A 12,420-nucleotide genomic window follows, 5' to 3' on the forward strand; every position below is an offset into this window, starting at 1 on the left:
CACAAGCGACATGGCGGGACGGCTTGTAACGATCTCTGAGGGTCAGACTGGCTGATGCGGCAGGATTTTCAGGATTTTGAACAGCGTGCCCATGCCGTCGGGTCCGGCCAGGCGCTCGACGGCATCGGCAATGGTTTGTCGTGCCTCTTGGCTTGCCTGGCTGCCCAACTGGCCAGCTCGCTCAAGCAATCCCATGCCAAGCAGAAAGTCGCCCTGCGTCGCCAATTCCACATCGAGGCCATGCGCCCGCACGACGGCGGCCAGTGCAGCGAAGTCGACATGGGCGGTGAGATCGGCTTCGCCGGGATTGGCCAGCACATCTTCGGGGGCGTGCCTGCGCACGGCCTGCAATGTGTCGCCGAAACCGGGCTGGAGATGGCCGTAATCGGGGAACAGCCCGGCGCCGCCGTGGTCGGCTATGCGTTCGGCAATGGTCGCCATCAGTGCCGCGCGGGCCGGTGCTATTTCGAAAATAGAGCCTTGTGGCGCCTCGGCGGCGTCTTCCGGCAGCAGCGTTGCCTCGACCGAACCGGCGCCGGCGAAGAAGCTCAACTCATCTGCGTCATCAAGGCCGATCATCCGTTCTCGCCATCCGGCGCCGGCGCGGATGAACTGGCGGATCGGCACAGCGTCGAACAATTCGTTGCCGACAATCAGCAACTGCGCCTGCGGCAGTGTGGCGATGGTTTCGTGCCAGCCGAGCTCAACCGAAGTTTCGGCAAGCGTCTGCTTCTGGATTTCAGTCAGCCGCGGACTGGTCTCGACCAGGGCGAAGGAGGCTCCGGCGGCGATAGCCGGATCGAGCCGCGTCAGGGTGCGAAGCATGTCCTTCATCAGCGTGCCGCGGCCAGGCCCGATCTCCGCGATGGTGACCGGCAGGGGTCGGCCGATCGCCAGCCAGGCCTGATAGAGCCAGACGGCGACGAGTTCGCCGAACATCTGGCTGATCTCGGGTGCGGTGACGAAGTCGCCGGCGGCGCCGAACGGCTCGCGCGTGGTGTAGTAACCGTCGCTGGGATCGAACAGGCAGAGCGCCATGTACTCGTTGACGGGGAGGGGGCCGAGCGCGCCGATCAGGTCGACGATGCGGGTCTTCAGCCGTGTCATGCCGGCTGTGGTTGCGGCGCCGGTTTGGCTGTGGCCATCGCCCAGATGCCGGCCAGCACCATCGGCAGCGACAGCACCATGCCCATGGTGAGCCAGCCGCCGAGGAGGTAGCCGAGCTGCTGGTCGGGCTCGCGGAAGAACTCGACGAAGATGCGTGACAGGCCGTAGCCGCAAATGAAGGCGCCGCCGACAAAGCGCGGCGTCTTCAGCTTCAGCCGCGAATGGGTGAGGAAGCGCAGGACCAGGAACAGCACCGCGCCCTCGAGCAGCGCTTCGTAGAGCTGGCTCGGATGGCGAGGCTCCAGGCCCGCGACACAACCCGCCACGGTCTGCTGGAGACGCTCGTTGCAGAAGACGACGCCCCACGACACGTCGGTCACGCGACCCCAGAGTTCGGCATTGACGAAGTTCGCGATGCGGACGAGGCCGAGCCCGACCGGCACGCCGGCTGCCACCACGTCGAACAGCGTCCAGGTGCGGATGCCGCGCTTGAGGGAAAACAGCGTCATGGCGAGGATGACGCCAAGCAGGCCGCCATGGAACGACATGCCGCCCTGCCAGACGGCGAAGATGTCGAGCGGGTGGTCGATATAGCGCTTTAAATCGTAGAACAGCACATAGCCGGTGCGGCCGCCAAGTACGACGCCGACGGCAGCCCAGACGATGAAATCGTCGAGGTCGATCGGCTTCATCGGCAAGACGCCATCAGGCCACAGCCTTGTGTTGGTGACGAGCCGCTTGGCGTACCACCAGGCGAACAGGATGCCGACGATATAGCCGATGCCGTACCAGTGCACAGCCAGCGGGCCGATCTGAACCAGGATCGGGTCGATGTTGGGGAAGGACAGCGACGCCATCGGCAGCGGGAAATAGTCGTTCAACAGGATCTCCTGGGAGGGCTCGCGTTAGGGCGCGGACCATGCGGCAGGGTTTTGGCGGGGTCAAGGCAAGGTGACGACAGCCTGATCGTCAGAGATAATGGGCTCAACCCTGCGGCTTGCCGGCGACCAATTGCCTGAGCGCATCGTTGATCCTGTCTTGCCAGCCGGGGCCATCTTCCTGGAAATGGTCGAGCACGGCGCGATCGATCCTGATCGAGACAAGCTCGCGAACGTTTGGTGCGGCGGAGGGTTCGCGAATGGGAGGCGCGGGTTTCTTGACCGGCTTGAAGGCCGCTTCAGCGGCTTCCATCGGATTGGTCGGTCGGCGCGGGGGCGTTGCCATGGTTGATCCTGAATGAGAGTGACTCTTGCCTGGAGCAAGTCGTGAGGAAAACTAGGCCGCTGGTCTGTGAAGACCAGTAACTTCACTTGGTTCTCTCTGCCATTGCCCTGTATTTGGCTTCAAGCCTGTCCAGCACCTCGTCGCCAGGCTTGACCCGGCCCGCATCGGCATCCGAAATGCCCTTTGCGAGTGCTGCATCGAGTGCTGCAAAGCGCTTCTCCAAGTCCGCACTGTCCGTCACGGCAACCGTCGTTCCAAGAATCCATTTGCGATAATAGCAATCTGTCGGCCGGAACGTGAGCCAAATCGCGTCCGACATGAAGCCGCACCAGCTTCAACGTTCTTGCATTCCGCAGGCAGTGCCACTACGTCAATTCCAGCAAGCGAGGATTTGCCATGTCGACCGGACCGAACCGCATTCTCGATGAATTCGCCAAGCTGATGACCGATGCTGCGGGTGCCGCACAAGGCGTGCGCCGCGAGGTGGAGACTGCCTTCAAGGGGCAGGCCGAGCGCATCCTCAACACCATGGATGTGGTGCAGCGCGAGGAGTTCGAGGCTGCCCGCGACATGGCTGCCAAGGCCCGCGAAGAAAACACCAGGCTGGCCGCCCGCATCGATGCGCTCGAGGCCAGGCTTGCCGAATTGACCGGACAGGCCGCACCTGTGGCTGCGGCAAAGCCCAAAGCAAAAAAATAAAATTTGAACTTTTCCACAAAGCACAATCCGAAAAAATGCTTTGCCGTGAATCGTTTACCGGCGATGCATGAATCTTTGTGACAGCGCCTTTCCACATGCTGATGACGCAGTGCGAAAAATTAGGCTGTTCACGCGACTCCCGATCAATAGACTGAATTTGTTGCATGATTCGAGCAGGGTCATGCGGCCGGGCGGTGGGGTCCGGTCCGGGGTCTTTGTGTCGTGAAGTCCTGGCCGTCCGAGTTCAAGACAAGATTGTTCGTCGTGTGTGCCCCGCGGAGCGTGTGGCGCTCCCCTGAACACAGGAAGCATTCCATGGAACTTCTCGAACTCGAATTCTCCCGCGAAATCCATCCGGTGGATGTCATCGAGCAGGTCGCCCATAACAATGACTGGTCCTTCGAACGGGCCGGCGATGACGAAATCTCGATCTCGGTTGCCGGCAGCTGGACCGACTATCACGTCTCCTTCTCATGGATGGAGGACTTCGAGGCGCTGCATCTGGCCTGTGCTTTCGACATCAAGGTGCCGGAAGCCCGCGCGCTGGAAGTGATGCGGCTTTTGTCGCTGATCAACGAGCAGATGCTGTTTGGCCATTTCGATCTCTGGGAGCAGGAGGGCGCGATCATGTTTCGCCAGTCACTGCTGCTCGCCGGCGGGGTCGAACCGTCGAGCCAGCAGGTCGAGGTGCTTTTGTCGTCGGCGCTTGAAGCCTGCGAATGCTATTTCCAGGCCTTCCAGTTCGTTGTCTGGTCGGGAACCTCGGCCAAGGATGCGCTGGCCGGTGTCCTGTTCGAGACCTATGGCAACGCTTGAGCTTCCATGAGTTCGAGCAGCGCGCGCAAGCCCGAGATCAGCTTTGCCGATTTTGATCGTGTCGACATCCGTGCCGGCACGATCGTCGAGGCCGAGCCTTTCCCCGAGGCGCGCAAACCCGCCTTCAAGCTGAAGATCGATTTCGGCCCTGAGATCGGCGTGAAGAAATCCTCGGCACAGATCACGAAATACTATGCGCCGGAAACGCTGGTGGGACGGCAGGTGTTTGCGGTGGTGAATTTCCCGCCGCGCCAGATCGGTCCGTTCATGTCGGAAGTGCTCACGCTCGGCTTCCCTGATGAGGAAGGCGCCGTGGTCCTTGGCGCCATCGAGCGCAAGGTGCCGGACGGCGGCAGGTTGTTTTAGGAAGATTGCGTCAGGCCGCCAGCTTGCGCTTCGTTCCCAGCGCCTCTTCGACCGTGTCCATGAACATTTCGGCGCAGGCTTTCCAGCTGTAGCGCATGGCGCGTTCGCGCGCCTCGGCGCGGTCGACATTGAGCGCTGCGAGCGAGGCCTCGCGCAGATCGGTCGACACCGCGCCGCCGATGCCGTCGCCGACAATGTCGATCGGTCCGGTGACCGGATAGGCGGCCACCGGCGTGCCGCTGGCCAGCGCCTCGATGATGACGTTGCCGAACGTGTCGGTGCGGCTGGGGAAAACGAAAACATCAGCCGAGGCGTAGATCTCGGCCAGCTCATCGTTCGGGCGATGGCCGAGGAAGTGCGCCTGCGGGTACTTCGCCCTGAGCCTGGCCAGTTCCGGTCCTTCGCCGACGATCACCTTGCTGCCGGGCAGGTCGAGATCGAGGAAGGCGCTCAGGTTCTTCTCGATGGCGACGCGGCCGACGCACAGGAATACCGGGCCGGGAAAGCCGAGGTCCTTCTTCTTGTCCGGGCGGAAGTGATCGGTGTCGACGCCCCGCGTCCACGGCCTGAGCTTGGTGAAGCCTCGCGACGCAAGGTCCTCCGCCAGCGACTGGGTGGCGACCAGCGTGCCTTGCCCCGAATTGTGGAAATCGCGCAGCCAGCGATAGGCCCAGCTCTCCGGCACTGGCAGGCGGGCGCTCAGATATTCGGGAAAGCGGGTGTGATAGCTGGTGGTAAAGGGACGGCCGGCATTGCGGCAATAGCGCCGCGCCATGATGCCGAGCGGGCCTTCGGTGACGATATGGATATGGTCGGCCTTGCGAGCCTCGATCAGCCGCGCGACATGGCCGGGCGTGGTCAGCGCCAGCCTGATGTCGGGGTAGGTCGGCAACGGCAAGGTGCGAAAGATGTTCGGGGTCAGGAAGTCGACCGCAACGTCGAAGGTTTTCAGCGTTTCGGTGAGCCGCTCCAGCGTGTGGACGACGCCGTTGACTTGCGGCCGCCAGGCGTCGGTGACCATCAGGATGCGCATGGCGGTCCTTTGCTCGGGTCGACAGTTGCCTTGATGCGATAGCGGTACGGCCCGGCTGCCCTCGCTTCGCTCCAGCGCACCCGGGCAGGCACGAGGTCGAAGTGAGGCGGCTGAGCTGAATCAACTGAGGTCGCGCGCTTCATGCGCGCTCTTGACCATGGTTTCATGACGGGCGGATGAAGGTGGTTTTGGCTGAACCCGCCTTTCAGATCATGCTTTGGTCAGGCGGGCACCTTGATCACCGCCCGCAGGCCGCCGAGCGGGCTGTCTTCCAGCGTGATGTCGCCGCCATGGCTGCGGGCGATGTCGCGGGCGATGGAGAGGCCAAGGCCGGTGCCGCTGGCGTCGAGGTTGCGCGCCTCGTCGAGCCGCACGAACGGTTTGAACACGTCCTCGCGCTTTTCCAGCGGAATGCCCGGACCGTCATCGTCGATGGTGACGACGAGCGAGCCGCGGCCGTGATCGGCGCTGATCTCCACCGTCTTGGCATAGCGCAAGGCATTGCCGGCGACATTGGACAACAGCCGGGCGAAAGCGTGCGGGCGCACATGCACGTCCGGATCACCGGCGAGCACGGTCGATAGCTTGCGCTTGTGCAGCGACGCCTCCTCGCCGAGCTTTTGGAAATAGGCCTCGAGATCGAAATGGCCGGCATCTTCCGACGCTTCGCCGCGGGCAAAGGCGATATAGCCTTCCAGCATCGACTGCATGTCGTCGATGTCCTGGTTGAGCGCGGCCTTGGTCTCGGGCTTGCCGCCGGCCAGCGCCAGCTGCAGCTTGAAGCGGGTGAGGATGGTTCTGAGATCGTGGCTGACGCCGGTCAGCATGGCGGTGCGCTGTTCCAGCTGGCGTTCGATGCGCTCGCGCATCTGGATGAAGGCAAAGCCGGCCCGGCGGACCTCCTCGGCGCCGCGTGGGCGGAAATCGCGCGGCATCGGCCGGCCCTTGCCGAAGCTTTCGGCGGCCTCGGCCAGAGACAGGATCGGCCGGATCTGGTTGCGAAGGAACGGGATGGCGATCGTCAGCAGCACCAGCGACGTCCCGACCATCCAGATCAGGAAGATGTGGGTGTTGGAGGCATAGGCCTGGCTGCGGCGCACGAAGACGCGCAGCACCTTGCCCTCGAGCTGGATGCGGACCTCGACGATGTTGGAATTGCCGACCGTGTCGATCCAGAACGGGCGGTTGATCTGGCGGGTGATCTCGGTGGAAAGGACGTCGTCAAGGATCGAGAAGAAGGGCTTGGGCCCAGGCGCCGGCAACGGGTCGGGCGGCAAGAGGTCGACCTTCAACTGCATGCGGTCCTGGGCGATGCGGATGATGTTGGCGTAGTCGCCATCATGCGGATAGGTCTCGATCATGTCGATGATCGCGGCGATGTCGCGCACGGTTGCCTGCGACAGGCGCTGCGTCACGGTTGCCCAGTGGCGTTCCATGAAGTCGAAGGCGACGACCGACTGCAGAAGGATCATCGGCGCGATGACGATGATCAGCGAGCGGGCATAAAGCCGCTTGGGCATATAGAACGCAACCAGCCGCCAGAACCGCTTCCAGGCACGCGGCATTGCTTTCAGCGCGCGTGATACGCGCGCGCCAAAGCCGCCTTGTTCCGGCCGTTCCAGTTGCGTGGTCGCCATTTATCCTTCCGCTGGGTCAATGGCCGCTGGTCGATGGCCACATATCTATGGCCAAAGGGCGGCCGTCAGCGGCATTCTATTCCACGCTGAGCCGATACCCAATACCGCGCACCGTCTGCAGCCAGACCGGATTGGACGGATCGCGCTCGATCTTGCGGCGCAGCCGGTTGATCTGAACGTCGATGGTGCGCTCGCCGACTTCCGAATCGTCACCGACAAGCTCATGGCGCGGGATGGTTTCGCCGGCCCGCGCGGCAAAGATCGCCAGGATCTCCTGCTCGCGGTCGGTCAGCTTCAGAGCCTCGCCGCCCCGCTTCAGCTCGCGCCTGGCGATCTGGAAGGTGTAGGGGCCGAAGACCAGCTGCTCGACCTTGGGCGTCGTCGCCGGGCCGCCGCGGCGCAGGATGTTGTTGATGCGCAGGATCAGTTCGCGCGGGTCGAAGGGCTTGGGCAGATAGTCGTCGGCGCCGGCCTCGAGCCCGGTGATGCGGCTGTCGGTTTCCGATAGCGCGGTGAGCATCAGGATCGGCACGTTCTTCTCCGCCCGCAGCGCCTTGGTGAGGTCGACGCCGGTCTCTCCGGGCATCATGACGTCGAGGACAAGGAGGTCGAAGTCGAGCCCGGCGAGCTTGCGCCTGGCCTCGCCGGCATTTCCGGCGACAGTGACGCGAAAGCCATTTTCGGTCAGATACTGCTTGAGCAAATTGCGGATGCGGGTGTCGTCGTCGACCACAAGCAGATGCGGCGCGTCATCGTCCGGCGCCGTCGGCTGGTCCACCCTCTCAATGGTCTCCATGGCTTTTCCCTGACATGTTTGCAGGCACAATGTCGATCTGCGCCCTTAGTTCCGGATTGACCATGGCTTCCAGGAATCGTTCGATCAAGGGACGCTCGCTGGCTCCGGAATCTTCCAATGCAGCACGGATGCGGCGTGACTGTGGCCGCGCCAGGGCCAGCGCCAAGGCGCGGCCCTTGGCTGTCGGATAGAGCTCCCGCTGGCGGCGGTCGCGCGGACCCTGCAATTGGACGACATGGTCGGTGTCGATCAGCTGCTTGAGCACCCGCGCCAGGCTCTGCTTGGTGATCTTGAGCACGTCGAGCAGTTCGGCGACCGTCAGTCCCGGCCGGCGGTTGACGAAATGCAGCACACGGTGATGGGCGCGGCCAAAGCCGTAATCGGCCAGGATCTGGTCGGGATCGGAAGTGAAATCGCGATAGGCAAAGAAGAACAGTTCGATGATGGCAAAGTCGATGCCGTCTTCGTCGGTGATCGGCGTCTTGATCGGTTTTCCGGCAGCTGGGCTTCGATCCGTCATCATTTCTCCGTCCATAGAGGGAAATTATGTCAGTACTATTGACGTAATTTCCCCGCAATGGTAATTTTAGACAAGCTTTTCGGCTGAATGCGAACGAAAAGGCAAGGGAGTGCGGTTTTTCCGGAACTTCCTGAGTTTGCCAGAGTTCGATTCTCCGCTTACGCTTCAAGGGCCGCCCGACGCGGCTGTCGCGCAACAAAAACAACACCAATGATATGCGGGTCGCCGCCCGCGGGAGGTTTCCATGGCATCCGTTCCCTTCGACCAACTGGACGGCTTCATCTGGATCAACGGCGAGTTCGTCAAATGGGCCGACGCCAAGATCCACGTGCTGACCCACGGCCTGCACTATGCCAGCGCCGTCTTCGAGGGCGAGCGCGCCTATGGCGGTGCCATCTTCAAGCTCAATGAGCACACCGAGCGTCTGCATGAATCGGCGCGCCTGCTCGGCTTCAATATTCCCTATTCCGTGGCCGAGCTCAATGACGCCTCGACCACGCTTCTGAAGAAGCAGGGTTTCCAGGACGCCTATGTCAGGCCGATCGCCTGGCGCGGCAGCGAACAGATGGGGGTGTCGGCGCAGAACAGCCGCATCAACTGCGCCATCGCCATCTGGCAATGGCCGAGCTATTTCGACCCGGCGCAGAAGCTCAAGGGCATCCGTCTCGATCTGGCGGAATGGCGCCGGCCCGATCCGCGCACCGCGCCGTCGAAGTCGAAAGCCGCCGGCCTCTACATGATCTGCACCATGTCCAAGCATGCCGCCGAGGCCAAGGGCTATGCCGATGCCATGATGCTCGACTGGCGCGGCCAGGTCGCCGAAGCAACGGGCGCCAACATCTTCTTCGTCAAGGATGGCAAGATCCACACGCCGAAGCCCGATTGCTTCCTCGACGGCATCACCCGCCGCACCGTCATCGGCCTCGCCAAGGACCGCGGCCTTGAAGTCGTCGAGCGCGCCATCATGCCTGAGGAACTCGAAGGCTTCGAACAGTGCTTCCTCACCGGAACGGCAGCGGAAGTGACGCCGGTCTCCGAGATCGGTCCGTACCGATTCGAGGTCGGCGAGATCGCCAAGACTTTGATGAACGACTATTCTGCTGCGGTGCAACCTAAGCATGCGATAGCCGCAGAATAACGAAAGTCACAGCTTTTTTCGCAAGCAGGGGCGGTTTTGAGGCCCGCCCCTTTATTTCAGCATCTGTGCATTTGACTTTCGTATAATTCAGCGTCTCATGATGGTGTCGGCCCGGGAGGCTGGCAGCTATGGAGGGACTAGGTACATGGATACGAATACGCTCATTGCGCTCGTTGTACAGGTAATTGCAGGTGTTGTCGGTGGTCAGGCGGTCGGCGTTGCGCTGAAGAATGCGGCGATGGGCCAGCTGACCAAAATCATCGGTGGCGCCGTTGGCGGCGTCGGCGGCGCGGCGATCCTCGGCAGCCTGCTCGGCGGCACGGCCGACCCGGCAGCGGCTGCCACGGCAGCGGGCGGATTGGGTGATACGCTGAACCTCAAAAACCTGCTCGGCGGCGCCGGTGGCGGCGCCATCCTGACCGGCATCATCGGTGCGGTCATGGGCGCGATGAAGAAGTAAGCCTCTAGATCATTCACCGTTTCACGGCGAATGATCTAGTTTGTTGTTTTACGCAATTCCGGACGGAAAACCGCTTTACAGTTTTCCTGGAATTGCTCGAGACTCAGGCTTCGTCAAATGGGCGGCCGTTGGGCCGCCCATTTTCTGTTTTGGGACGGACTGTTTGCCTTTCAGCAGTGGACGGCCTTCGCCCGCGCCTCTACATCACGCTTGAACAGCGAAAGGACAATCATGGGTCAGCTCAATGCCGGCATCGTGCCGGTCACGCCTTTCCAGCAGAACTGCACCATCCTGTTCGACATGGATGACAAGCATGGCGTCGTCATCGATCCGGGCGGCGACATCGACAAGGTGCTGGCGGTGCTGAAGGACAATGCGATCACCGCCGCTGCGATCTGGATCACCCATGGCCACATCGATCACGCCGGCGGCGCCATGGAGCTGAAGGAAGCACTCGGCATCGAGATCATCGGCCCGCACGAAGCCGACAAGCTATTGCTCGACAATCTCGAGAACCAGGGCCAGCGCTACGGCATTGCCGGGGCGCGCAACTGCGTGCCCGACCGGTTTCTCGCAGAGGACGCGACGGTTTCGTTCGGCTCACATATGTTCGAGGTGCTGCACTGCCCCGGCCATGCGCCCGGCCATGTCGTATACTACAATCGCGCGGCGAAGTTCGCTCATGTCGGCGACGTGCTGTTTCGCGGCTCGGTCGGGCGCACCGACCTGCCGGGCGGCGACCATGCGGCGCTGATCGCCTCGATTAAGAACAAGCTTTTGCCGCTCGGTGACGAGATCGGCTTCATCTGCGGCCACGGCCCGGGTGGCCGCTTTGGCGAGGAAAGGCGGACCAATCCCTTCCTGACTTAGCGATGTCTTTCTGCCAACGAAAAAAGCGCTGGCCTTGCGGTCAGCGCTTTTTTTTTGGGGCAGGGAAGCCTCAATTCGCGACGCAGAAATGCTGCTCACCGTCATTGCCGGTGAACGTGCCGCTGCGGGCATTGAAGCTCCGGTAGCGGTCCGAGCAGTATTCGTACCAGTCGCGGGTCCACGGCTCGGCATAGCGGTCGGCATAGACGACCCGCGGTTCGGCATAGTAACGGCGCACCGGCGCCGGCCGCACTTCGCGATAGTCATAGTCGTCGTCATAGCTGCTGTAGCGCGGCTGCGGGTTGCTCAGCGCACCGGCGATCAGAGCGCCGGCCGCAAGGCCGACGACACCGGCCGCAAGCGCGTCGCCATTATGATGACGACCATGGCCATGATGCCAGCGGTTCCAGTCCTTGGCATTGGCGGCAGGCAAGGTGGCGAGGGTGGTCGCGGCGAGAGCGGCGCCCAGGATGGCGGTCTTGAAAATGCGATTCATTTTGGTCTCCTTCGTGCCGGCCCGGATAGTTTTCGGGGATGCGGTCCAGCCTAGGGGACGATTAATAGAAGACCGTGGCTGAACGGGGGCTGAACGGAATTGGCTGATACGATCCAGTTCTTGCGGCAAAACCAAGCGCGTACGCAAGGCGCTCCGCCTCGTCAATCTCCGTCCGGACTGTCTTGAGCCGGCTTAGCCGACCGACAGGTTGACGGCCTTCGGACCCTTGCCGCGCTTGTCCGGCTCGGTGTCGAATGTCACTTTCTGTCCATCCTCCAGACCGGAAAGACCCGAGGCCTGCACGGCCGAAATATGGACGAAGACATCCTTCTGCCCGTCGTCCGGCGTAATGAAGCCGAAGCCTTTGGCATGATTGAAGAATTTGACGGTGCCGGTCTGCGGCATGGGAAGCTCCCTTTGATCCCATAAAGTCCAGTTTCGGGCCGGCAAATGCCCGAAGGGAAATTTGTCCTTTATTTTAGCGCTATCGGCAAGAGAAAGTTTTAGCGACGGCGGCAACGCTGAAGGCTGCTCAAATAGATCGTGGCACCGAAGGCAATTCGCGCCAGACGATTGCTCCGGCGATCAGCCACGGCATTGACCGGTAAAGCGTCCTTTGCCTCCGGCGACGGCGGACATGAAAAAGGCGCAACGGGAAACGTCGCGCCTTCGAAACTCTGGACGGCTGACAACGCCGGTTCAAGCACGCTTGAGGTGCTTTTTCGAGCGCCCTGACGGGCGCGCGGGCACCGCCGGTTCAGGTCGCGCGGAGGTTGACCGCCTTCGGACCCTTGCCCATGCGGTCGGGTTCAACGTCGAAGGTGACCTTCTGGCCGTCGACGAGGGTACGCAGGCCCGAGGCCTCGATCGCGGAAATGTGGACGAACACATCCTTGGCGCCGCCGTCGGGCGTGATGAAGCCGAAGCCTTTGGTCGCGTTGAAGAATTTAACGGTGCCGGTCTGGGCCATTGGGGAAACTCCTTCACCCGTGTCAGTCTTGTGGTTTGCCCGCCGCCTGGCATCGTGGGCAAGTCCCGGTGGTTGCTTCGGCAGTCCTGCATTTGCGCATGGTAAAACCCCCCGCCGAAAACGGGGCCGTCAGAGATTCACAGTATCGGGGAAAGGTCGTCCAAAACGTTCCGCTCTCCGGGTCGCAAATGCCCGAACACAAAATTTATCGCACGGAAACGTGATCGTTGCAAGATAGCGCCGCGGGCCGCGTCCATCGACGCATCCCAACGCAGGCGCTTCGATAAA

The 12,420-nt window shown here is 62.2% G+C and carries 17 protein-coding genes; 6 read left to right on the top strand and 11 right to left on the bottom strand.

Going from position 1 to position 12,420, the window contains the following annotated elements; translation table 11 throughout:
* Positions 1 to 42: 42 nt before the first annotated feature.
* The 4 genes from NKI61_RS00960 to NKI61_RS00975 form a co-directional block, all read right to left on the bottom strand.
* On the bottom strand, positions 43 to 1,107 hold the full coding sequence (locus tag NKI61_RS00960; protein WP_352838674.1) for a class I SAM-dependent methyltransferase: 1,065 nt from the start codon (positions 1,105 to 1,107) through the stop codon (positions 43 to 45).
* Positions 1,104 to 1,988 (bottom strand): prolipoprotein diacylglyceryl transferase, encoded by an 885-nt coding sequence (gene lgt / locus NKI61_RS00965; RefSeq protein ID WP_023672032.1) that lies wholly within the window; start codon positions 1,986 to 1,988, stop codon positions 1,104 to 1,106. Before lgt ends, NKI61_RS00960 begins: the two co-directional genes overlap by 4 nt.
* Before the next feature lie 103 nt (positions 1,989 to 2,091).
* Positions 2,092 to 2,331: a BrnA antitoxin family protein gene (locus tag NKI61_RS00970; protein ID WP_023683720.1), complete on the bottom strand. Its 240-nt coding sequence runs from the start codon at positions 2,329 to 2,331 to the stop codon at positions 2,092 to 2,094.
* Positions 2,332 to 2,413: 82 nt separating this feature from the next.
* Positions 2,414 to 2,650 (bottom strand): hypothetical protein, encoded by a 237-nt coding sequence (locus tag NKI61_RS00975; protein WP_352838675.1) that lies wholly within the window; start codon positions 2,648 to 2,650, stop codon positions 2,414 to 2,416.
* Between the two features lie 77 nt (positions 2,651 to 2,727).
* Here NKI61_RS00975 and NKI61_RS00980 point away from each other — a divergent pair, with 77 nt between their 5' ends.
* The 3 genes from NKI61_RS00980 to NKI61_RS00990 all read left to right on the top strand — a co-directional run bounded on the left by NKI61_RS00980 (position 2,728) and on the right by NKI61_RS00990 (position 4,212).
* Positions 2,728 to 3,030, top strand: coding sequence for an accessory factor UbiK family protein (locus NKI61_RS00980; RefSeq protein ID WP_023672029.1), 303 nt, complete (start codon positions 2,728 to 2,730; stop codon positions 3,028 to 3,030).
* 315 nt (positions 3,031 to 3,345) lie between these two features.
* The gene (locus NKI61_RS00985) at positions 3,346 to 3,846 is read left to right on the top strand and encodes a type III secretion system chaperone family protein (RefSeq protein WP_006202532.1); all 501 of its coding nucleotides are present in this window, start codon (positions 3,346 to 3,348) and stop codon (positions 3,844 to 3,846) included.
* Positions 3,847 to 3,852: 6 nt separating this feature from the next.
* Entirely contained in the window at positions 3,853 to 4,212 is a 360-nt protein-coding gene (locus tag NKI61_RS00990; RefSeq protein WP_023672028.1) for a tRNA-binding protein, read from the top strand.
* A 10-nt stretch (positions 4,213 to 4,222) separates the two neighbouring features.
* Here the strand turns inward: NKI61_RS00990 and NKI61_RS00995 are convergent, their stop codons facing one another.
* From NKI61_RS00995 to NKI61_RS01010, 4 genes are all read right to left on the bottom strand, one after another.
* Entirely contained in the window at positions 4,223 to 5,245 is a 1,023-nt protein-coding gene (locus NKI61_RS00995) for a glycosyltransferase family 4 protein (protein WP_023672027.1), read from the bottom strand.
* Positions 5,246 to 5,466: 221 nt separating this feature from the next.
* On the bottom strand, positions 5,467 to 6,882 hold the full coding sequence (locus tag NKI61_RS01000) for an ATP-binding protein (RefSeq protein ID WP_352521343.1): 1,416 nt from the start codon (positions 6,880 to 6,882) through the stop codon (positions 5,467 to 5,469).
* 76 nt (positions 6,883 to 6,958) lie between these two features.
* Positions 6,959 to 7,678 (bottom strand): response regulator, encoded by a 720-nt coding sequence (locus NKI61_RS01005; RefSeq protein WP_023672025.1) that lies wholly within the window; start codon positions 7,676 to 7,678, stop codon positions 6,959 to 6,961.
* On the bottom strand, positions 7,665 to 8,198 hold the full coding sequence (locus NKI61_RS01010; protein ID WP_023734975.1) for a MarR family winged helix-turn-helix transcriptional regulator: 534 nt from the start codon (positions 8,196 to 8,198) through the stop codon (positions 7,665 to 7,667). Before NKI61_RS01010 ends, NKI61_RS01005 begins: the two co-directional genes overlap by 14 nt.
* Before the next feature lie 244 nt (positions 8,199 to 8,442).
* On the opposite strand from NKI61_RS01010, the gene NKI61_RS01015 reads away from it, so the two are divergent.
* From NKI61_RS01015 to NKI61_RS01025, 3 genes are all read left to right on the top strand, one after another.
* Positions 8,443 to 9,336 (top strand): branched-chain amino acid aminotransferase, encoded by an 894-nt coding sequence (locus NKI61_RS01015; RefSeq protein WP_023672023.1) that lies wholly within the window; start codon positions 8,443 to 8,445, stop codon positions 9,334 to 9,336.
* A gap of 145 nt (positions 9,337 to 9,481) precedes the next feature.
* The gene (locus NKI61_RS01020; RefSeq protein ID WP_023686110.1) at positions 9,482 to 9,796 is read left to right on the top strand and encodes a hypothetical protein; all 315 of its coding nucleotides are present in this window, start codon (positions 9,482 to 9,484) and stop codon (positions 9,794 to 9,796) included.
* A gap of 231 nt (positions 9,797 to 10,027) precedes the next feature.
* The gene (locus NKI61_RS01025; RefSeq protein WP_352838676.1) at positions 10,028 to 10,666 is read left to right on the top strand and encodes an MBL fold metallo-hydrolase; all 639 of its coding nucleotides are present in this window, start codon (positions 10,028 to 10,030) and stop codon (positions 10,664 to 10,666) included.
* Positions 10,667 to 10,736: 70 nt separating this feature from the next.
* Here NKI61_RS01025 and NKI61_RS01030 read toward each other — a convergent pair whose 3' ends face one another.
* The 3 genes from NKI61_RS01030 to NKI61_RS01040 form a co-directional block, all read right to left on the bottom strand.
* Positions 10,737 to 11,162: a BA14K family protein gene (locus tag NKI61_RS01030; protein WP_023672020.1), complete on the bottom strand. Its 426-nt coding sequence runs from the start codon at positions 11,160 to 11,162 to the stop codon at positions 10,737 to 10,739.
* 192 nt (positions 11,163 to 11,354) lie between these two features.
* Positions 11,355 to 11,567, bottom strand: a complete 213-nt coding sequence (locus NKI61_RS01035; RefSeq protein WP_023672019.1) for a cold-shock protein — start codon at positions 11,565 to 11,567, stop codon at positions 11,355 to 11,357.
* Positions 11,568 to 11,919: 352 nt separating this feature from the next.
* Entirely contained in the window at positions 11,920 to 12,132 is a 213-nt protein-coding gene (locus tag NKI61_RS01040; RefSeq protein ID WP_192257800.1) for a cold-shock protein, read from the bottom strand.
* Positions 12,133 to 12,420 lie beyond the last annotated feature (288 nt).

The sequence above is a fragment of the Mesorhizobium sp. M0514 genome, assembly GCF_040321145.1.
Classification (GTDB): Bacteria; Pseudomonadota; Alphaproteobacteria; order Rhizobiales; family Rhizobiaceae; genus Mesorhizobium.